The following is a 20,909-nucleotide window of genomic DNA, read 5'->3' as shown; positions in this document are numbered from 1 at the left end:
CCGAGCCGACGGGGACACTCAGGACCACGGAGTCAGGAACCCCAACCCCAGCCCGTCGAGCAGACTTTCGATGAGGCCGGTGATCAATCCGACGGTGCTCTGCCTGGCCTCGCTCGCCAGGTCGTCGATCACGCTCTGCGGAGCCCGCCAGGGTGCCCACACCGGGTCCTGGCCGAGCGCGAACATCACCGCGAACAGCGCCGCCGTACCCACCGCGACGACCGCGACCAGCGCCGCTCCGGGGCTGCGCAGCACGCCGGTGAGCGTACGGGTCACGGCCTTGCGCGGCGCGCCGCCGCCCGGCAACACGAACAGGCCACCCGCGAACGCCCCCGCCGCGAAGGCGGCGGCCTGGTTGGTGCCCATCCCGCCGGCCCAGTGGAGCGCTCCCCAGACGCAGGCGCCGAACAGCAGCGCGAGCGGCGTGTGGACCACCGTCACCAGCGCGGCCTTGACCAGCGCCCACGGCGTGCCGACCAGGGCGAGCAGCGGGTCGGCCGAGCTGCTGCCGCGGATCTGGCGCCGCTTGACCATGTCGCCGAAGAGGTATTCGCCCACCCGCAGCACCAGCGCCAGCGCGACGGCCACCGCGCCCATCACCACGGGCATCATGACGGTCAGCGCGACCAGCGTGGCCAGCAGCAGCAACCCGGTCACCTGGCTGCCGAACAGGTACCTCTTCCGCTCCGCCGGAGGCACGTGTCCGCGTGGCTGGGGCGGCGGCGTGTACGGGGGCGGCTGCCGCGGCGGCGCCGGGTAGCCCGCCACCCGCTGGTCGGTACGGGGCACCGGGCGGGCGGACGTCGGCGCGGGCACGTACGGCGGCGGCCGCTCCTCCCGCCGCGCGGGCGGCGGCGGGGGCGGCGGCGCCGGCTTGCGGTACTCGACCGGCGGCAGCAGGTCCGAGAACGTGTCCATCGCGCGCGTGCCGCCGCCCATGCGCTTGGTGCCGGTCGGCCCCTCGATCTCGTTGAACGTCGTCACCGACGGGTCGAGCGCCCTGGCCATCCGCAGCAGCTCCTGCGCGCCCGGCCGGTCGGCGGGATCGACCCGCAGCGCGCGCGACAACCAGCCGCGCAACCACGCGGGCGCGCGGTCGAGCTGGGCGCGCCCCTCCATGATGTTGAAGCAGACCGCCTCGAACGTCCCGGTGCCGAACGGCGGCGCGCCCGTCGCGGCGAAGAACACCGTCGAGGCCAGCGCGTGCACGTCGGCCGCCTGGGTGATCTCGGAGTCGCGGATGATCTCGGGCGCCAGGTAGCCCGGCGTGCCGACGAACATGCCCGTCTGGGTCAGCCGGGTCGCGTTCACCAGGTGGGCGATGCCGAAGTCGATGACCAGCGCCTCGCCGTCGACCAGCATGACGTTGGACGGCTTGAAGTCGCGGTGGATCACGTCGGCCGCGTGGATCGCGACCAATGCCTGGCACAATCCCTGGGCCAGCCTGATGACCTGCCGCGCCTCCAGGGCCCCCTCGCTCAGCACGGTCTCTTCCAGCGTGCGGCCCGGGGCGAAGCGGGTCACGACGTACGGCTGGCCCCCCACCAGCTCGGCGTCGATGACCTCGGCGACGTGCGGGCTGCGCACCCGGCGCATGGTCTCGACCTCGCGCGTGAGCCGGTCGCGGGCCTTGAGGTCGGCGGCGACATGGGGGTGGAGGACCTTGATGGCGACCTCGCGGCCCTCACCGTCGAGACCCAGGTGGACGACCCCCATGCCGCCCTCGCCGATCTTCCTGACGATGCGGTAGGGGCCGAGGCGTTCCGGCGCTTGGATGCTCATCGCCACCTTCCTCGGCTCAGCCGCCCGTCTTCAGGCTGGTGAGCTCCTTCGTCACGGGTGTGACGTCCAGCGGACTCCATACACTCCCCCTTGGCGTGTCCCCGAACGTGCCGTAGGCGAGGATCAGCGAGAGCGCGGCGCCCGCCGCCAACACTCCCGCCATCGCCATGGCCGCTGTTCTCGAGGGTACGAGCGATGAGAGCGTTCTGCGCATCTGCCGCCCCGGACCCTCGACGCCCGGACCGGCGCAGACGGTCCAGAGCGCGACCGCGGCGCCCCACGCGAGGGCGTTGGCCGAGTCCATCTTGACCACCACGCTGAGCAGCAGCGTCACCGGCAGGCCGAGGATGAGGGCGTACAGGACGAGGGCGAGCGTGATGCCCACCGACTTGGCCAGCGCCTGGGGCAGGGCGAAGACCCTGAGCACGTCGAGCGCGGCGGCCCCGGCGGGCCTGCGGCTGTTGAGTGCGGGCTGGGCCAGGTCGGCCGCGCGCAGCAGCACCGCGATCGGGATCGCCACCGCCGCCACCAGGACGGGCGCCGTCACGGCCGCCACGATCAGGAGGATCAGCAGCATGGCGCTCGCCACGCCGTACGCCTTCGAGCGCTGCAACGGCTGCCCCGGACGGGCGCCCTGCGCGTACGGCTCGTGATTGGCCTGCGAGTCCTGGGGCGGATACTGCTGCTGCTGCGCCGGGATGTAGGGCGGCGGCTGCATGGGGACCGGGCCGGGCCTGCCGTAGTCGGACTGGTCGGGACCCGCGTTCATCCGGCCGTGGTCCAGGTGGTCGGGACCGGCGTTGAGGCGGCCGAACTCGGCCGAGTCCGGGCGTACGCGCCGGGTGGGCACGTCGGCCTCGTAATGGTTGACCTGCGGCTGCGCATGCGGCTGCGGCTGCGCGTACGACTGCTGCGCGTGCGATTGGGAGTGCTGGTGCGGCGGGGGCTGTTGTTGCGGCCATGGCTGGCTGGGGCCGGCCTCGCGCTGGATCTGGCGCAGCTCCTCCGGCGACACCCGGCGGGTCGGCCACGGGTCACCGGCGCCCTGGCCCGGCAGCGCCTGGTTGGGCAGGCCCTGGCCGGGCACCGCCTGGCCGGGCGACCCGGCGCCCTGGTTGGGCAGCAGGGAGACGTAGTGCGGGTCGGCGGACGGCGGGACGGGCTGCTCCTGGCCCTCGATGAGCCGGCGCGGCGTCATCGGCGGCGTGGAGATGTCGTAGGAGGGCTTCTCCCCCAGGAACGGCGGCCGCCTGGTCGGGTAGTCCTCGGCCGGGGGCGCGTCGGGCCGCGGCACGGTGGAGATCTCCTCGGGCGCGCCCTGCGGCGGCCGCGGCAACATCCGGGCCGTCTGCTCGGCCAGGTCGGCGGCCTTGGGCCGCTTGGCCGGGTTGCGCTGGAAGCCCGCCTTGAGCAGCGGCTGAAGCTCGGACGGCACGCCGCTGATGTCGGCCTTGCCGGCGGTGATGTTGTAGAAGATCATCTCCAGCGTGCCCTTGCCGAAGGGCGGCTGGCCGGTGCCGGCGTAGAGCAGCGTGCCCGCCCAGGCGTGGATGTCGACCTCGGGGCCCGCCTCCTGGCCCTCGATGATCTCGGGCGCGAGGTAGCCGGGCGTGCCGATGAACATGCCGGTCTGGGTCAGCCTGGTCGCGTCGACCGCCTGCGCGATGCCGAAGTCGATCAGGACGGGCTCGCCGTCGAGGATCAGCACGTTGCCCGGCTTGAGGTCGCGGTGGATCACGCCGACGGAGTGGACGACGGCCAGCGCCGAGGCCACGCCGTGCGCGACCCGGACCAGCGCGGGCAGGTCGAGCGGCCCGTCGTCCTTGACGATCTCGTCGAGGGGACGGCCGGGCACGTAACGGGTGACGATGTAGGGACGATGACCGGTCACGTCCGCATCGAGCACTTCCGCGATGAATTTGCTGCGGACCCGGCGCATGGTCTCGACCTCACGCGAAAGCCGTCGCCTGGCGACCTCGTCGCCGGCGACCTCTCCGCGCAGGACCTTGACCGCCACCTGCCGCCCCTGAGGGTCGACAGCGAGGTGGACAACGCCCATCCCGCCTTCACCGAGCCGCCTGAGCAGCCGGTAAGGGCCTAGTCGGTCATCGTTCATGGCATGAAGCACCATACCGGCTTAATCCCCGCCCACGAGATGAACCATGAGGCCACATTCCCAGTCGTACAACGTCCGATACGGCCTCATCGGTTTCCCATCCAACGGTCTCGAATTGGCTTCAGTTCGGCTTCGGGGCACCTCAGGTCGTCAGGGACAGCACCTCGGCGCCCTTCAGCCCGGCCAGCGTGGCTCCCGGCACGGCGAGCTTCGACCTGCGCAGGCCGCTGCCGATCACCACTCTGGGATGGCCGGCGACGTGGGCGTCCACCAGGATCGGCCAGTCGCCGGGCAGCCCGATCGGCGTGATGCCGCCGTATTCCATTCCGGTCAGCTCGACCGCGTCGGCCATCGGCGCGAAACTCGCCTTCCGGGCGTCGAGGTGCTTGCGCACCACGCCGTTCACGTCGACGCGCATCGTCGCGAGCACCATGCACGCGGCGTAGCGCGTCTCACCGCCGCGTCTGGCGGCCACGACCACGCAGTTGGCGGACTCGTCCAGCCGTACGCCGTAGCGTTCACAGAAGGCGGCCGTGTCGGCCAGGTCCGGGTCGATCTCCGTCACCTCGGCACCCTCGATGCCCGGGACGGCGAGCGCCACCGGATCGGCCAGCAGGTCGCCGCGGTCGGTCGCGGGCACCCAGTGCAACGTCATCCTCGTCTCCTCGATCGCTCTCCCCGACCGACCCTATGCCGGTCCCGGGAGCAGCGTGCGACGTCACGTGGACTGCAGCACCCGCTGGTGCAGCAGGGTGACGGCGCTGCGGGCCGACTCCATGGCGCCTGCCTGCCAGGCGATCAAGTGGGTGAGCCAGTCGCCCGCGAAGTAAACCCTTCCGGCGGGGCGTTGCAGAAGAGTGAAGGACGAATCAAAGGACGGCCAGTACATCCAGCCTCCTTGGATGTGCTCCTGGCGGTGCCAGGCGATCGAGACGCTGCCCAGGAGGTTCTGGCGGTATTTGTCGCCGTGGATCTTCCTGCCCTGGGTGAGGGCCTTCCTCCTTCTGTCCTCGGGGGTGAGGGAGCCGTACAGGTCGGCGTTCTGCTCGGTGTTGTAGTAGCCGACGATCAGGCCGCGTTCGGAGTGGTAGCCGTGGGAGGGGTACCAGATGTGGGTGATGTCGAGGTCGGTCTCGGTGACGCCGCCGTAGATGCGGTCCTCCAGCTCCCACCAGCGGCGGCCGTACTCCAGTCCGATCTTTCCGGCCGAGACCGGTATGGGAGTGCTGAGGGCGCTGGTGACCTGGGCGCCGAGGTTGTGCGGGATCCTGGCGAGCAGGTGCGGCGGGAGGGTGGCGACGCAGTAGTCGGCCTTGACGCTGCCGCCGCTGTAGGTCACCTCGACGCCGTCGTCCAGGGTCGTGATCTTGGTGACCTTGGCGCCGGTCCTGATCCGGTCGGCCCCTACGGCCACGGTCAGCTTCCTGACGATCGCGTCCATGCCGCCGACCGGCTGGAACATGGGGGTGGCCATGTCGTAGCCGAAGTCGTTGGTGATGGCGCGGCCGGTGGCGGCGGCCAGGACGTCGTGGAGGCTGCCGGGCGGCGGGATGGGGGTGCCGGTGTCGAGCGCCGGATATTTGGTGAAACCGCGCCGGGTCGAGCCCTCGTAGTCAAGCTTGGGCCCCAGGTCGCCGAACCGGCGGAGGAATTCGAGCAGGCGTTGCTGGTCGTCGGCGGTGATGACCTTGTCGAGCGCGCCGATATTTGTGGCTTTGGCCAGCAGTTCTGCGACATATCCGTACATGTCGGCTCGGGCGGTGCGGGCCCGCACGGTCCGGCCGTTGGTGTGGACGTACGCGGAGGCGTTGTTGTTGACGAACGTCTCGATCGGGACGCCCAGCTCCCGGCAGTAGTCGAGGGTGACCATCCAGGGGGCGATGCGGCCGGGGCCGGCGTTGAAGTAGACACCCTCGCCGAACTTCACGTCCTGGGCCGGGCCGTTCAGCTCGGTCAGCCGGTCGCCGCCGCGCAGCGTGAGGTTCCGGCCGCCGGCCTTGTCCCTGGCTTCGAGCAGGGTGCAGTCGTAGCCGGCCTTGCCCAGCTCGTACGCGGCGGTCAGCCCCGCGACGCCCGCGCCGAGTATCACCACCTTGGCCGCGCCCTTGCCGCGCAGGGAGAAGTCGCCGGGCCGCGGCGCGGCGAACTCCTTGTTCTGTTCGGAGGGGGCGAGCCCGAGCGCGCCCATGGCGGCGTACATGGCGCCCGCGCCACCCACCGCCCCGATCCCGACGAGCAGCCCCCGCCGGGTCAGCGCCGCGCCTTCCACCGTCACCCGCTCCCTGAATCAGCAGTTACCGACATCTCAGCCGTAGGGCCCGCCGCAGCTCAGCCGTAGGGCCCGCTGCCGCAGGCCACCTGGCCGCCGATGGTGGCGAAGATCCCCAACAGCGCCATGATCTGGCGGAAGTCGTCGGTGGTGAACTCGATGTGCCGCGAACCGACGGACTTCACACCGGGGACCAGCGCCACAGCGGCGGCGATGGCAGTGGAGTTCCACTCCACCCCCAGCGTGTACGGCGCCTCCACCCGATAGGGCGTGAAGTCGCTCAACCGCGAAAGCCCGCGCGCCGCCGCCTCACGGATCCTTGCCTGGGCGACGCTCGGCGGCAGCAACTCGGCCGAGAACTTGTCGATCCCGCTCTTCACCGCGACCGTCTCGACGTCGCCGAGCAGCTCGCGCGCCTCCTCGCCGACGGCCTCGTCACCGGTCACCAGCACGACGGGCACGCCGTGGAAGCCCGCACATGCGGCGACCAGCCGGGTCTCGCCGCACACGTCGCCGTTGAGGTAGACGTTCTGGATCTCCTTGCCCATCCACGTGTGGTTGAGCACGCCGTGCTGGACGCCGGCCCTGGCGTGGTAGCCGACGAAGCACGCGGCCTGGAACGTCCCGTCGATGCCCTGGGCCATGCGCTGGGCCTTGCCCGGCCCGCGGATCAGGGTGGCCCGCGGGTCCAGGAGGTCGATCCGCAGGTTCTTGGTCGAGCCGTGCGCGTCGTTGACCAGCACCGACCCGGCGCCCGCGTCGAACGCGCCCTGGACGGCGGCATTGGCGTCGGCGGTCATCAGCTCGCAGCCGCGGTCGTAGCCGCGCCCGCCGGCGTGCATCTCCTCGGGGTCGGTCAACCCCGTCACGCCCTCCATGTCCACCGACAGATAGACCTTCACGCAGTCAACTCCTCGCACTTCGCCGGATCCGCCCCGAAGGCGGTCACGCGCCCCAAGTCTCCACCCGCCGCACCTCGGCCTCGGTCATGAGGCCGACCTGAGAGCTCAGGAAGGCGGCCGCCTCCGCGCGCCACGGCTCGGGGATCTCCTCGATCGCCGGGGGATAGCAGTGGTCGAGCCAGCTCGTGGACTCCTCGGTGGCCTCGAAGTGGTCCAGCGCCTTGGCGAACAGGGACCGTTCGATGCCGGGGACGCGGGCCAGGCCGTACTCGATCATCTCCTGGCCGCCGTACGGGGGCGGTTGCAGCCACTTGCGGGCGACGGGCCGGTCGGCGGTGACGGGGGTGTCCAGCGGGCGGCGCTCGACGGCCGCCTGGATCAGCTCCTTGTACAGGCACTTGCCGCAGGTACGGCAGGGGCCCTCGGTGCCGCGCAGGCACCAGCGGACCTGCTCCTTGAGCTCGGAGTTCAGGGCCAGCCGCATGGTGACGGCCTCGCTCACCCCGCCCACCGGGAGCACGATGTGCACGCCCGCCGCGGCGAACAACCGCCCCCACGCACCGTGCGGTGCCCACATGGGGTTGTCAGGCGTGAAGCGCAACAAGTAGCGGTCACCGCCGAGCCAGCGTGAACCGAGTTCATAGCCGAAGGCCAGGCCACCGAGGTTCATGCGGTCGGCGAGCAGAAGGGCGCCCGCCGCGACCGCGTGGTGCTCGGGATAACCCGGACGCGGCTCGGCGAGGGTGAACTCCAGGTCGGAGGTGACGGTGGTGAGCTCGCGGCCGGTGCGCTCGGCGAGCTTGGCCAGCACGTCCGAGCGGTAGTGCGGCCACCGGTTGGGCACCCTCGGGTGCGGCACCCGGCGGAAGTGCACGAACGGCGCGGACGGGTGGATGGCGGCGGCGGCCACGGAGTCCGCGCCGCCGCTGTAGGAGATCGCGAGCCGGGCACCGGTCCTGCGCGGTTCGGCGCCCACCGGCCCGGCCTCGATGCCCCACCCGTCGTACAGGGCGGCGGCCACCTCGGCGGAGACGGCCCGGTCGAACGTGATCCGCCGCCTGGTCCAGGGCGCCACGATCGTCCAGGCGGCCACGGCGTACAGATCGGGGTGGGCGTCGGCGGGCGCGCCGCCGATCGAGCAGGAGTTGGTCGCCAGCTTGACGGGATGGTCGTCGGCCGCCCTGCCGGTGATCTCGTCCTCGGCGTCGAGGCGGAAGGTCAGCCTGCCGCCGGACCAGGTCACGCGCACGGCCGGCCCCCCTCGGCGGCCCCCGGTACGCGGGCCCTCAGGTCGTCGATCGCCTGCCAGACGAGGACCTCGTTCTGGAGCACGTTGTCCAGCGACTTCGCGGTCTCCTGAGCCAGCCGGTACGTGTCGTCGGCCCGGGCCTTGTCGGCCACCGGCGGCCGGAGGTTCCGCAGCCGCTCGACCTCCCCCTGAAGGGTCGCCATCTCCCTGCGCAGGGTCTGGACCTCCCAGAGCGCGTCCCGGATGTCCTGCCGGTGGTCGGCGACGGAGATGTAACGGGAGTCGAACCACGTACGCACGGCTTTACGCAGCCGGGCGGGGACCGGGACGCGCATCATGGAACGCCACCATACTGGCAAACCCGCTTCCCCTTGGACGAGCTACGCCAATGGGACGGATTCGTACGGTGGGCCGGCGGTCACCGTCCGGTGAACTTGGGCTTGGCCTTCTCCGCGAAGGCCCGCATGCCGATCCTGGCGTCGTCTGTGGCGAACAGGCCCGCGAACTGCAGGCGCTCGATCTCCAGGCCCGAGTCGAGATCCACCTCGACGCCCTGGTCGACGGCCTGCTTGGCGGCACGCAGCGCCACGCTCGGACCGCCGACGAAGGTGGCCGCCCATTCCAGGGCCGCCGTGTACACCTGCTCGTCCGGCACCACCCGGTCGACCAGGCCGATGTCCAGGGCCTCGGCGGCGGGCACGTGCCGGCCGCTGAAGATCAGGTCCTTGGCGCGGGCCGGGCCGACGAGGCGGGGCAGACGCTGGGTGCCGCCCGCGCCCGGGATGAGCCCGAGCAGGACCTCCGGCTGGCCGAGCTTGGCCGACTCGCCCGCGACCCTGAAGTCGGCGCACAGGGCCAGCTCGCAACCGCCGCCCAGGGCGTAGCCGGTGACGGCGGCGATGACCGGCTTGCCGATGCGGGCCACCGTGGTGAAGCACGCCTGGAGCGTACGGGAATGGGTGGACATGTCGGCATAGGACATGTCGGCCATCTCCTTGACGTCCACGCCTGCGGCGAAGACCCGCTCGCCGCCGTAGAGGATCACCGCCTGCGTCTCGGCGTCGGCGTCGACCTGGAGCGCAGCCTCGACGAGCTCCCGCTGCACCTGGACGTTGAGCGCGTTCATCTTCGGACGGTCGAGACGGATCGTGGCGATCTGGTCGGCCACCTCGACGCTCACAAACTCAGCCATGATGCGAACCTAACAGAGCGCTCCCCGCTCACCCCGCCGCGGCAGCCCGTACCTCGTCGGCGGCCTTCTTGTCGTGCGAGACGCGCACCAGCGCCGCCGACAGGCGGACGAGGTCGTCGCCCGAGCGGGCCAGGCGGGCCAGGCCGCGTTCCTGGCGGGGCAACCCGAGCCGGGCCGCGCCGTCCAGCACCCGCCGGTCCAGATGCGGCGCGACCTGCGGCCACACGCCCTGGACCTCGCGCAGGAAGATGTCGGCGCCGGTCGGCCCGATGCCGGGGAACTCCCGCAGCAGCTCGCCGATGCGCCCGGGGTCGCCCCCGGCTTCGTCCCGCAGCCTGCGCAGGTCGCCCTTCCAGCGGTCGAGCAGCAGTTCGGCGCCGTCGCCGAGCATGGTCGAGGTGCGTTCGTCGTAGCGTCTGTAGTGGCCGCGGCCCAGGGCGTCCACGCGGTCCTGCCGGCTCGCACGTGCCATGTCACGCGGCGTACGGCAGCCGGCCGCGAACAACTCGCGCGCCGCCGCCACCGCCACCCCGGACGAGATGCGCGCGCTGAGCAGCGTGGCCAGCACGAGGAGCTGGTAGAGCGGCTGCGGCCGGTCGGCGAGCCTGATGCCCGCCTCCGCGGCGAACGACTGGCCGCACCGGTCGAGCAGGGCGTCCAGCACGTCCTTGTCCTTGACGGCGTTCTTCTCAGCCAAGACGTCAGCCATGACGGTCCGCTACCCCGGCGCCCCGCGCTCATCCCCGCGCGCGGGCGTTTGCCGCCCTGGTCACAGGGGAGGCGGGGGGTCTCAGGGAGAAGGAGCGCAATCGTGCTGACATTGACTGACAACGCCGTGGTCGCCATCCGTGACCTGATGGTCGGTGAGGACGTGCCCGCGAACGCCGGCCTGCGGATCGCTCCCAAACCGGACGAGGCGGGCACTTTGGAGGTGTCGCTCGCCAGCACGCCGTACGCCGGCGACCAGGTCATCGAACAGGAGAACGTCCGCGTCTTCGTGGCCGAGGACGCCGCGCCCATCCTCGACGACAAGTCGCTGGACGCCCAGCCGGGCACGCCGGGGCACCCGACGTTCCGGCTGGACCGGCGGACCTGACCGAGACCGTCCGGGCGGCCCGCCTCACACCCGGACGGGCCGCCCGGACGCCGTCAGCCCGCGCCGTCACACCGCGTCGCGGCCCGCCCGTACGGCGTCGGCCAGCTCGACCAGCAAGCGTTCGGTCTCCTCCCAGCCGACGCAGGCGTCGGTGATGCTCTGCCCGTACGTCAGGCCCTCCACCGGACCGGGCTCCTGCCGCCCCGGCAGCAGGAAGCTCTCCACCATCAGCCCGGCGATGCCCTTCTCCCCCGCCGCGAGACGGCCGGCCACCTCGCGCACCACCGCGGCCTGGCGCACGTGGTCCTTGCCGCTGTTGCCGTGGCTGGCGTCGATGATCAGCCGCTCCGGCAGCCCGGCCTTGGCCAGCAGCGCGAGCGCTTCGGCGAGGGGCTCGGGGCCGTAGTTGGGGCCGGTGCGCCCGCCGCGCAGGATGATGTGACAGTCGGGGTTCCCGGTGGTCGAGACGACCGCGGCCCGGCCCTCGTCGTCGATGCCGAAGAACACCTGCGGGTGCGAGGCCGCCTTGACGCCGTCGATGGCTACCTGCACGTCGCCGTCGGTCGCGTTCTTGAAGCCGACCGGCATGGACAGGCCGGAGGTGAGCTGGCGGTGCACCTGGCTCTCGGGCGTGCGCGCGCCGATCGCACCCCAGGTGACCGCGTCGGCGATGTACTGCGGGCTGGTGGGCTCCAGGAACTCGCAGCCCACCGGCAGCCCGGTGTCGAGCACGTCGAGCAGCACCGTCCTGGCCAGGCGCAGCCCGCGGTGGACGTCGTGGCCGCCGTCGATGTCCGGGTCGTTGATCAGGCCCTTCCAGCCGATGGTGGTACGCGGCTTCTCGAAGTAGACCCGCATGACCACGCACAGGGCGTCGCCGAGGTCGCGGGTGGCGGCGGCCAGGCGGCGGGCGTAGTCGAGCGCGGCCTCCGGGTCGTGCACCGAGCACGGGCCGACGATGAGCAGCAGGCGGTCGTCGTCGCCGGCGAGCACGTCGCGCACCGCGCTCCTGCTCGCCGCCACCAGGGCCTCGCGCTCGGGGCCGAGCGGCTGTTCACCGATCAGGTCGTGGGGCGTGGGCAGGGGTTCGAACGAGGTGATGCGCAGGTCGCTGGTCGTGGTCATGGGCTGTGTCCTCCGCTTTCGACAGGAGTTCGAAGGCGGTACGGCCCACGTCCGTGGCCCCCGGAACCGTCCGCCTGAACGACGAAAGGCAGAGACGGGACGTCTCTGCCTTTGGCTCCGGGTGATCAGTAAGTCAGCGCATGTGACCCTCGGCTCCACCCGGAGCCGGCACATAGCGCCAAAATCGGCTGATCACTGACATGGCATCGACGCTAGCAGACGCCGGGTGACCGCTCCAAATCCGGTCCGCTATCCGAGATCGGATTCCCAGCCGGGTTCGCGCAGGTCGCCGAGCCCGTACAGGCCGACCAGGGTGCCGTCGGCACGGGTGACGACGACGTGGTCGACGTTCGCGCCCTCCATGCGCCGGGCCAGGTCGTCGAGCTGTTCGCTGGGCCGTACGGTGGTGACGCCGGTGTTCATGGCGGACTCGGCGGTGCCGGTCAGGTCGGCGCCCTTGAGCTCGCGCGACCCGATGACCCCCTGGACGACGTCGTCCCGGTCCACCACGACCGCGAGCCCGGCCGGGTCGGCGACGATCCGCTCGGTGAGCTCCTCCAGCGGGTCCTCCAGGCCGGCCGTGACCGGGTCGCGCCGGGTGCCCGAGGCGACCAGCACGGCCTCCCCCTCGTACGGCAGGTCGGCCGACAGCCAATCCATCTTGCCGAGGCCGTAGTCGTGCACGTCGGCGAAGCCGAGCCGGGTCAGCCGGTGGGCCGCGCGCGGGCTCAGGTCGCAGAGCCAGTCGTGGCAGTAGACGACGACCGGCCGCGTCCGGTCCAGCAGGTCGCCGGCCAGCCGGTCGAGCGAGCCGAGCGGCAGGTGCACGGCTCCGGGCAGGTGGGCCCAGGCGTACTCCCGTTCGGGCAGCACCTCGGCGAGCTGGGCCCCGCGGGTCGCGAGCAGGTCCTGGACGCCCTCGCGGTCGATGATGTCCGTCATCAGGCGCTCAGCCCTCCCCCCGGCGGGGCCGTTCGGACTTGGGTCCTTCGGCGCGGTCGCCGCCCACCTTGCGCGGGCTCTTGTCCGGATCCGACTGCAGTTTCCTGGCCACCCGTTTCTTGAGCTCCTGCTCGCTCATCCCTTGCCGGTCCAGCTGCTTGCGGAGCCGGCGGCGCTCGTTGTCGTACGCGTGACTTCCGGGTCGAGGCATGACAGGTCCCCCTCTCCTCCCGATGCCCCGCTACCCCGCCCCCCACTCGGTAGTCCTTCGCCTCCTGGGCTGATCGGCCCCCCGTTAAGGGATGAAAAATATCTTCGCAAAGTTCTCGCCAGCGAAGGAAAATGTTGAGACGCTGATCTCGCACCACGCCCCCCAGTCAAGGAGCGGTTCATGCGCAGAGCGCTGGCGATCGCGGTCGTCGCCTTGTTGCCCTTAACCCAAGTTCCATCGGCCAACGCCGAAGAGCCCGCCGACCGGCAGCAGGCGTTCGCCGCCGCCGCCGACGAGTTCAAGGTCCCCGAGAGCGTGCTGCTCGGCGTCTCCTACCTGGAGTCCCGCTGGGACGCCCACGCGGGCCAGCCGTCCAGCGACGCCGGCTTCGGCCCGATGCACCTCACGGACGCGGCCGCGTACACCGACTCGAACCACCACGGAGACGGCGAGGAGGACGCCCGCGGCGACGAGAGCAGGCCCCTCGCCCCCACCCCGGTCCCCGCCACGACGGACATCCCCGCCTCGCTGCGCACGATGGAGCGGGCCGCGCAGCTCACCGGCGAGAGCCACGAGCGGCTGCGCACCGACGACGCGGCCAACATCCGCGGCGGCGCGGCGCTGCTCGCCGACTACCAGAAGAGCCTCGGCGCGCCTCTGAGCGCCAACCCGGGCGAATGGTACGGAGCCGTCGCCAAGTACTCCGGCGCGGAGGAGTCCGACGCGGCCAAGTTCTTCGCCGACGAGGTCTACGCCACCATCCAGGAAGGCGCCGAGCGCACCACGGACGACGGGCAGAAGGTCACCCTGCCCAAGGTCCCGGACCTGGAGAAGATCGAGAAGTGGCTGGAGAAGCTCGGCCTGCGGGCCCCGCGCCGCGACGGCGTCGAGTGCCCGGCCTCGATCTCCTGCGAGTGGATCCCGTCGGCCTACCAGGAGCTCCCGCCGGACGACTACGGGCACTACGACCTGGCCAACCGCCCGGTCAGCCAGAAGGTCGACTACATCATCATCCACGACATGGAGGGCTACTTCCTCCCGTCGATCAAGCTCAACCAGGACCCCAACTACGGCGCGAGCTGGCACTACTCGGTCCGTTCCACTGACGGGCACATCGCCCAGCACATCAAGACCAAGGACGTCGGCTGGCAGGCCGGCAACTGGTACATCAACGCCAAGTCCATCGGCATCGAGCACGAGGGATTCCTGGCCGAGGGTGCCACCTGGTACACCGAGGCGATGTACCGCTCGTCGGCCCGCCTCGTGCGCTACCTGGCGTTCAAGCACGGCGTGCCGCTCGACCGCGCCCACATCCTGGGCCACGACAACGTCCCGGGCACGATCCCGAGCACCGTACGCGGCATGCACGAGGACCCGGGGCCGTTCTGGGACTGGGCGCACTACTTCCAGCTCATGGGCGCGCCGCTGCACCAGCTCGGCGGCCCGAGGTCCGGCTCGGTCATGATCAAGCCGGACTTCGCCACCAACAAGCCCTACTTCTACGGCTGCGACCGCAAGAACCCCGAGGCGGCCTGCCCGCCGCTCAGCGCCGGCACGGTGTGGCTGCGCACCGAGCCCCGTGAGGACGCCCCGCTGATCAAGGACATCGGCAAGCACCCGACCGGCGGCTCGCTCTACAGCGTGTACGACCACAGCGCCAGGGCCAGCACGGGCCAGCGCTTCGCCGTCGCCGACCGGCAGGGCGACTGGACGGCGATCTGGTACCTCGGTCAGAAGGCGTGGTTCCACAACCCGGCGGCGGCCCCGACCGCGGTCCCGTCCATGGGACTCGTCGTGACCCCGAAGGCGGGCAAGGCGACCGTCCCGGTGTACGGCCGGGCCTACCCGGAGCAGGAGGCCTACCCGGCCGACATCCCGTACCAGGCGGTGACGCCGCTGCAGTACACGTTCTCGGCGGGCGAGAAGTACACGCTGGCCGGGCCGGCCGCCACCGAGTACTACCGGGCGGTCACCTTCAACCTGGCCGACCACAAGGTGGTCAAGGGGAAGACGAAGTACCTGGAGATCCAGTTCGGGCACCGGGTGATGTACGTCAAGGCTGACGACGTGCAGGTGACGTTCTCCGGGTGAACTCCTTGACGGCGCGCCTGGTGCTCGCGAGCGCCTCCTGAGAGGAGTCGAACGTACGCTGGGCGACGCCGACGAACACGCAGTCGACGACGAGGAGCTGGCTGATCCGGCTGGCCAGGGCGCCGGGACGGAACTCCGTCTCGCGCCCGGCCGAGATCAGCACGTGCTCGGCCAGCTCCGCGATCGTCGAGCGCGGGTTGTTGGTGACGGCCACCGTGGTGGCCCCCGCCTCGCCCGCCCGGCGCAGCGGCTCGATCACGTCGGGGGTTTCGCCGGAGGTGCTGATGCCGATCGCCACGTCGCCCGTCTTCAGCAGGACGGCGCTGGTCAGGGCCAGGTGGGCGTCCTGGAAGGCGTGGCTGGACAGGCCGATGCGCAGCAGCTTCTGGGCGACGTCCTCGGCGACTAAGCCCGAGGCGCCGACGCCGTAGGCGTCGATGCGCCTGGCCCCCACGATCGCGTCGACGACCAGCCCCAGGCGTTCGCTGGTGAGCTGGGCGACCGTGTCGTTGATGGCCTCGGACTCGGCCCTGGCCACCTTCTGGATGACCTCCGACAGCGGGTCGTCGGGCGCCAGGTCGCCGGGCACGAGCCGGTCGGGCTGCGCGGCGGCCGCCGCCAGGGCCAGCCTGAGCTGCGGATATCCGGCGAAGCCGAGCAGCCGCGCGGTGCGTACGATCGTCGCCTCGCTGGTGCCCGAGGCGGCCGACAGCTCCGTGATGGTGCTGCGCGCGACCGTGGCCGGATTTTCCAGGATGAGGCGGGCGACGGTCTGCGCGGCAGGCGTCAGGGATGGCAGCACACCGCGGACCGTGGCCACCAGATTGTCGGCCCGCAGGCCGTTCCCGCTGTCGTCCACGGTCCTGATTATGCACCGCCCGATCGCCGGGCCGGGCTGGTCCGGCGATCGGACATATCAGCGCAAGGTCCCGTTCGTCATCCCCACAGGCTCCTCAGGAACGGCGATCAGCCCCAATTCCGCAGGAGTGGCGGCATACGGGTGATACGGAACAACCCGAACGGTGTACCCGAAAGCCCCCGTACGGTCGAGCGGAACCCGTCCCGTCCAGTGGGCCCGGCCGTCGTCCTCCAGGGACTCCAGGGACAGCCGCGCGTACCGCGGGTGGACCAGCTCGTCGTGCGGCCCGACCTTGCCGTACGCGGCCTCGACCAGCACGTCCCCAGGCTCCAGGTCGCCGAGCGCGATCGTGGCGCGCAGTTCGACCGAGGCGCCCACCTCGGGGGTGTCCCCCACGCCCGACGCCTCGACGTGCTCGACCCGCACGCCTGGCCAGGCCCTCGCGACCCGGACGCGCCAGGCCGCGAACGCCTTGGCCGGGGCGTAGGAGTCGGCCGACAACGCGCGGGCCGACTGGGCGGCCGGCGTGTAGAGGCCGACCACGTAGTCGCGCAGCATGCGCCCGGCCAGCACCTTCGGCCCGAGGGAGGCCAGGGTGTGCTTGACCATCTCCATCCACCGGCGCGGCAGCTCGTCGAAGGGCCGGTCGTAGAAGCGGTCGGACACCTCGTGCTCGATCAGGTCGTACAGGGCGCCGGCCTCCAGCTCGTCGCGCCGGTCGGGGTCGCTCACCCCGTCGGCGGTCGGGATGGCCCAGCCGTTGGTGCCGTCGTACCACTCGTCCCACCAGCCGTCGCGGATCGACAGGTTGAGCCCGCCGTTCAGCGCCGACTTCATGCCCGAGGTGCCGGACGCCTCCAGCGGGCGCAGCGGGTTGTTCAGCCACACGTCGCAGCCCTGGACCATGAGCCGGCCGAGGGTCATGTCGTAGTCGGGCAGGAAGACGATCCGGTGGCGCACGTTGTGCTGGTCGGCGAACTTGACGATCTGCTGGATCAGCTTCTTGCCGCCCTCGTCGGCCGGATGCGCCTTGCCCGCGATCACGATCTGGACCGGCTTGTCCGGATCGAGCAGCAGACGGGCCAGACGCCGCGGATCGCGCAGCATGAGCGTGAGCCGCTTGTACGACGGCACCCGCCGGGCGAAGCCGATGGTCAGCACGTCGGGGTCGAGCGCCTCGTCGATCCAGCCCAGCTCGGCGACCGACGCGCCGCGCTCGCGCCACGACCTGCGCAACCGTTCGCGGGCGCCCTCGACCAGCCGCCCGCGCAGCTTGCCGCGGATCTCCCAGATCTCGCTGTCGGAGATCTTCTGGATGCCCTCCCAGCCGCGGGCGCGCTCGATCAGCGAGGGCAGCTCGCGGCCCGCCAGCTCCATGAACTCGCGGCCGACCCAGGTGGGCGCGTGCACGCCGTTCGTGATCGAGCCGATGGGCACCTCGTCGAGGTCGAAGCCCGGCCACAGGTCCTTGAACATCTCCCGGCTGACCTCGCCGTGCAGCTCGGAGACGCCGTTGACGCGCTGGGCCAGGCGCATGCCCATGACGGCCATGTTGAACCGGCCGGGCTCGGCCTCGGCGCCCAGAGCCAGGATGCGTTCGACGGGCACGGTCGGCCAGGCGGCCTCGCCGCCGAAGTGGCGTTCGATCAGGTCGCAGGGGAAGCGGTCGATGCCCGCGGGCACCGGCGTGTGCGTGGTGAACACCGTGCCCGCGCGTACGGCCTCCAGCGCCTCGTCGAACGACAGGCGCGACTCGGTCAGCTCGCGGATGCGTTCCAGGCCGAGGAAGCCGGCGTGGCCCTCGTTGGTGTGGAAGACCTCGGGCGCGGCGTGGCCGGTGATGCGGCAGTAGGCCCGGATCGCGCGTACGCCGCCCACACCCAGCAGCAGCTCCTGCATGAGCCGGTGGTCGGTGCCGCCGCCGTAGAGGCGGTCGGTGACGTCGCGGGCGGCGATGTCGTTCTCGGCCACGTCGGAGTCGAGCAGCAGCAGCGGCACCCGGCCCACCTGCGCCACCCACACCTGGGCGTGCAGGACGCGGCCCTCCGGCAGGCCGAGCCGGATCTTGACGGGTTCGTCGCCGTCCTTCAGCAGGGTCAGCGGCAGGCCGCCGGCGTCGAGCGCCGGGTAGTGCTCAAGCTGCCAGCCCTCTGGCGAAAGCGACTGGGTGAAGTAGCCGTGGCGGTAGAGCAGGCCGACCGCGAGGATCGGCACGCCCAGGTCACTGGCCGCCTTGAGGTGGTCACCGGCGAGGATGCCGAGACCGCCCGAGTACTGGGGCATCGCGGCGGCGATGCCGTACTCGGGGGAGAAGTAGGCGATGGCGCGGGCGACGTCGGGCAGCGTCTGGTACCAGCGCGGCGACGTCATGTACTCGCGCAGGTCGTCGGCCGCGTCGGCGAGGCGGCGCAGGAAACGGCGGTCGGCGGCCAGCTCGTTGAGCCGGGCCGGTGTGACGGCGCCGAGCAGGGCCACGGGATCGTGACCGACCTGTTCCCACAGGGCCGCGTCGACCTCGGCGAAGAGGTCGATCGTCTCCGGGTGCCATGACCAACGGAGATTGTGCACGAGCTCGCCCAGAGCGGCCAGCTCCGCGGGCAGGACGGTGCGGACGGTAAACCGGCGGATAGCTCTCACGTTTCTGCACCCTACGGGCTAGGAGGGACCTCTCAGTCCTTCACCCCCACGAAGCCCCTTCAAACCCCTCCAGGAAACAAGCATGAAGACGGACGATTGGGGCAACTTTCCTCTTTGTTGGCTCTCCCGCGAACACACTCGGGAGGTCTATCCGCTGCTGTCCACTATTTACGTGCAAGGATCGTTACCGGCGGGGTAGGCCGTATCCAGCGGCCCCTCGCGGTTGCGAAATCTTGCACCTACGGAAAGCCTCCGGCGGCACCGAGCGCGCCGCCGCAAACCCTGCGAATGCGATGATCGGACGAATTCCCATCACGGACATCTCCCCCGTCGTCGACTGCGGGCAGTGGCCCGCCAAGGCGGTCGCCGGCGAGACCTTCCAGGTCTCGGCGACCGTGTTCAGAGAAGGCCACGACGCCGTGGCCGCGGGTGTGGTGCTCACCGCGCCCGATGGACAACGTGGTCGTCTGAGACGCATGCGCGAGCTGGCCCCCGGCACCGACCGCTGGGGTGTCGACGTGAGCCTGCCGGCCGAGGGCGACTGGCTGTTCCGCGTGGAGGCGTGGAGCGATCCGATCAGCTCGTGGCTGCACGACGCGGAGATCAAGATCCCGCGCGGCCTCGACGCCGATCTGATGTGCGAGGAAGGCGCCCGCCTGTTCGAACGGGCCGCCAAGGCCGTCCGTACGGCCGACTGCCCGGCGCAGAACGGCCAGACGGGCGCCGGCAACGCCCATGCCAGGAACGGCATGGGCAACAGCAAGGGCAACGGCAACGGCGACAGCGCGTGCGGCCACCGCGCGGCGCTGCTGTCGGTCGCGGCCACGCTGCGTGACGACGAGCTCGACCCGCGCGCCAGGCTCTCCATCGCCCAGCTCCCCGAGACGGCCGCGCTGCTGGACGCGCATCCGTTCCGCGAGCTGGTGACCAGGGCGAAGCCCTACAAGGTGCGGGTGGACCGGCGCCGGGCGCTCTACGGCTCCTGGTACGAGTTCTTCCCCAGGTCCGAGGGCGCGGTCGTCAGCGAGCTGGGCGTCGCCAGGTCGGGCACCTTCCAGAGCGCGGCGAAGCGGCTGCCCGCGATCGCCAAGATGGGCTTCGACGTCGTCTACCTGCCGCCGATCCATCCCATCGGCCAGACCTTCCGCAAGGGCCGCAACAACACCCTCAGCCCGGAGCCCGACGAGCCCGGCTCGCCCTGGGCGATCGGCTCCGAGGACGGCGGCCACGACGCGGTCCATCCAGATCTGGGCACCCTTGAGGACTTCGAGGAGTTCGTCGGCCAGACCCGCGCGCTGGGCATGGAGGTCGCGCTCGACTTCGCCCTGCAGTGCTCGCCGGACCACCCGTGGGTCAAGGAGCACCCGGAGTGGTTCACGATCCGGGCGGACGGGACGATCGCGTACGCCGAGAACCCGCCGAAGAAGTACCAGGACATCTATCCGATCAACTTCGACCGGGATCCCGAGGGGATCTTCGCCGAGGTCCGGCGGGTGCTGCGGCACTGGATGGACCACGGCGTACGGATCTTCCGGGTGGACAACCCACACACCAAGCCGGTGGCGTTCTGGGAGCGCATGCTGGCCGACATCCACACGACCGACCCGGATGTGATCTTCCTGGCGGAGGCGTTCACCCGGCCCGCGATGCTCCAGACGCTGGCGAAGACGGGATTCCACCAGTCGTACACGTATTACACGTGGAAGAACTCGAAAGGGGATGTGGAGACGTACCTCTCCGAACTCGCGCATGAGACGTCCGCTTTCCTGCGGCCGAATCTGTTCGTCAACACCCCCGACATCCTGCACGAATACCTGCAGCACGGCGGCGGGCCGGCGTTCCGGATCCGGGCCGTGCTGGCGGCCCTCACGTCGCCGACCTGGGGGGTCTACTCCGGGTACGAGTTGGGGGAGAACGTCCCGGTACGTCCCGGTAGCGAGGAGTACCTCGATAGCGAGAAATATCAGTACAAGCCCCGCGATTGGGTGGCGGCCGAGCGCGAGGGAAGGACCCTGGCCCCGCTCATCACCCATCTGAATTTGTTCCGAAGAGCGCATCCCGCGCTGCAGGAATTGCGTAACCTACGGTTCCACAGGGTCGACCATCCGGACATCGTCTGCTTCTCCAAACGACTTCCGGGCGCCTACGACACGGCCACACGAAGGCACGGGCTGGGCGACGTCGTACTGGCGGTTGTCAATCTTGATCCTCACCACACCCACGAGGCGACGGTAGATCTCGACCTGCCCGCCATCGGTCTCGACTGGAACGCCGAGTTCGTCGTGGACGACGAGCTGTCAGGCGAGTCCTACCGCTGGAGGCAGAGCAACTATGTGCGTCTCGACCCTCACATCCAGCCTGCCCACATTCTCACCGTACGAGCCGCGCCACGGTAGAACAGAATTCAGCGGGGAGTCTTCAACGTGTGTGAAAGCACC

At 70.9% G+C, this 20,909-nt stretch carries 17 protein-coding genes; 3 read left to right on the top strand and 14 right to left on the bottom strand.

What is annotated here, in order from left to right:
- Nucleotides 1-18 precede the first annotated feature (18 nt).
- The 9 genes from IEZ27_RS54905 to IEZ27_RS08040 form a co-directional block, all read right to left on the bottom strand.
- Entirely contained in the window at nt 19-1,782 is a 1,764-nt protein-coding gene (locus IEZ27_RS54905) for a serine/threonine-protein kinase (protein WP_189646652.1), read from the bottom strand.
- Between the two features lie 16 nt (nt 1,783-1,798).
- Nucleotides 1,799-3,898 carry a serine/threonine-protein kinase gene (locus tag IEZ27_RS08075; protein WP_268246045.1) on the bottom strand — a complete coding sequence of 700 codons (2,100 nt, stop codon included), beginning with the start codon at nt 3,896-3,898 and terminating at the stop codon, nt 1,799-1,801.
- A gap of 142 nt (nt 3,899-4,040) precedes the next feature.
- Entirely contained in the window at nt 4,041-4,553 is a 513-nt protein-coding gene (locus IEZ27_RS08070; protein ID WP_189646650.1) for a YbaK/EbsC family protein, read from the bottom strand.
- Nucleotides 4,554-4,616: 63 nt separating this feature from the next.
- Complete coding sequence (locus IEZ27_RS08065) at nt 4,617-6,173, bottom strand: flavin monoamine oxidase family protein (protein ID WP_229823640.1); 1,557 nt, start codon at nt 6,171-6,173, stop codon at nt 4,617-4,619.
- Between the two features lie 53 nt (nt 6,174-6,226).
- Nucleotides 6,227-7,069, bottom strand: coding sequence for a M55 family metallopeptidase (locus IEZ27_RS08060; RefSeq protein WP_189646649.1), 843 nt, complete (start codon nt 7,067-7,069; stop codon nt 6,227-6,229).
- A gap of 43 nt (nt 7,070-7,112) precedes the next feature.
- Nucleotides 7,113-8,318, bottom strand: a complete 1,206-nt coding sequence (locus tag IEZ27_RS08055) for a DUF6395 domain-containing protein (RefSeq protein ID WP_189646648.1) — start codon at nt 8,316-8,318, stop codon at nt 7,113-7,115.
- Nucleotides 8,309-8,656, bottom strand: a complete 348-nt coding sequence (locus tag IEZ27_RS08050; RefSeq protein ID WP_189646647.1) for a hypothetical protein — start codon at nt 8,654-8,656, stop codon at nt 8,309-8,311. Before IEZ27_RS08050 ends, IEZ27_RS08055 begins: the two co-directional genes overlap by 10 nt.
- A gap of 80 nt (nt 8,657-8,736) precedes the next feature.
- The gene (locus IEZ27_RS08045; protein ID WP_189646646.1) at nt 8,737-9,510 is read right to left on the bottom strand and encodes an enoyl-CoA hydratase/isomerase family protein; all 774 of its coding nucleotides are present in this window, start codon (nt 9,508-9,510) and stop codon (nt 8,737-8,739) included.
- A 28-nt stretch (nt 9,511-9,538) separates the two neighbouring features.
- Nucleotides 9,539-10,219 carry an HhH-GDP family DNA glycosylase gene (locus tag IEZ27_RS08040; protein WP_189646645.1) on the bottom strand — a complete coding sequence of 227 codons (681 nt, stop codon included), beginning with the start codon at nt 10,217-10,219 and terminating at the stop codon, nt 9,539-9,541.
- A gap of 102 nt (nt 10,220-10,321) precedes the next feature.
- On the opposite strand from IEZ27_RS08040, the gene IEZ27_RS08035 reads away from it, so the two are divergent.
- Entirely contained in the window at nt 10,322-10,606 is a 285-nt protein-coding gene (locus IEZ27_RS08035; protein ID WP_189646644.1) for a hypothetical protein, read from the top strand.
- Between the two features lie 66 nt (nt 10,607-10,672).
- On the opposite strand, the gene IEZ27_RS08030 is transcribed toward IEZ27_RS08035, so the two are convergent.
- From IEZ27_RS08030 to IEZ27_RS08020, 3 genes are all read right to left on the bottom strand, one after another.
- Nucleotides 10,673-11,731, bottom strand: coding sequence for a 3-deoxy-7-phosphoheptulonate synthase (locus IEZ27_RS08030; protein WP_189646643.1), 1,059 nt, complete (start codon nt 11,729-11,731; stop codon nt 10,673-10,675).
- A gap of 249 nt (nt 11,732-11,980) precedes the next feature.
- On the bottom strand, nt 11,981-12,673 hold the full coding sequence (locus IEZ27_RS08025) for a CBS domain-containing protein (protein WP_189646642.1): 693 nt from the start codon (nt 12,671-12,673) through the stop codon (nt 11,981-11,983).
- Nucleotides 12,674-12,680: 7 nt separating this feature from the next.
- On the bottom strand, nt 12,681-12,884 hold the full coding sequence (locus tag IEZ27_RS08020; protein ID WP_125637235.1) for a hypothetical protein: 204 nt from the start codon (nt 12,882-12,884) through the stop codon (nt 12,681-12,683).
- Between the two features lie 180 nt (nt 12,885-13,064).
- Here IEZ27_RS08020 and IEZ27_RS08015 point away from each other — a divergent pair, with 180 nt between their 5' ends.
- Nucleotides 13,065-14,975 carry an N-acetylmuramoyl-L-alanine amidase gene (locus tag IEZ27_RS08015; protein ID WP_189646641.1) on the top strand — a complete coding sequence of 637 codons (1,911 nt, stop codon included), beginning with the start codon at nt 13,065-13,067 and terminating at the stop codon, nt 14,973-14,975.
- On the opposite strand, the gene IEZ27_RS08010 is transcribed toward IEZ27_RS08015, so the two are convergent.
- Entirely contained in the window at nt 14,938-15,834 is an 897-nt protein-coding gene (locus IEZ27_RS08010; RefSeq protein WP_189646640.1) for a MurR/RpiR family transcriptional regulator, read from the bottom strand. The two genes, IEZ27_RS08015 and IEZ27_RS08010, sit on opposite strands and share 38 nt — an antisense overlap.
- A gap of 57 nt (nt 15,835-15,891) precedes the next feature.
- Complete coding sequence (glgP, locus tag IEZ27_RS08005) at nt 15,892-18,471, bottom strand: alpha-glucan family phosphorylase (protein ID WP_189646639.1); 2,580 nt, start codon at nt 18,469-18,471, stop codon at nt 15,892-15,894.
- A gap of 293 nt (nt 18,472-18,764) precedes the next feature.
- Between glgP and IEZ27_RS08000 the strand changes: the two genes are divergently transcribed.
- On the top strand, nt 18,765-20,867 hold the full coding sequence (locus tag IEZ27_RS08000) for an alpha-1,4-glucan--maltose-1-phosphate maltosyltransferase (RefSeq protein WP_189646638.1): 2,103 nt from the start codon (nt 18,765-18,767) through the stop codon (nt 20,865-20,867).
- Nucleotides 20,868-20,909 lie beyond the last annotated feature (42 nt).

This window comes from Nonomuraea spiralis (assembly GCF_014648435.1).
Taxonomy (GTDB): Bacteria; Actinomycetota; Actinomycetes; order Streptosporangiales; family Streptosporangiaceae; genus Nonomuraea; species Nonomuraea spiralis.
This window is presented reverse-complemented; position numbering and strand designations above follow the sequence as displayed.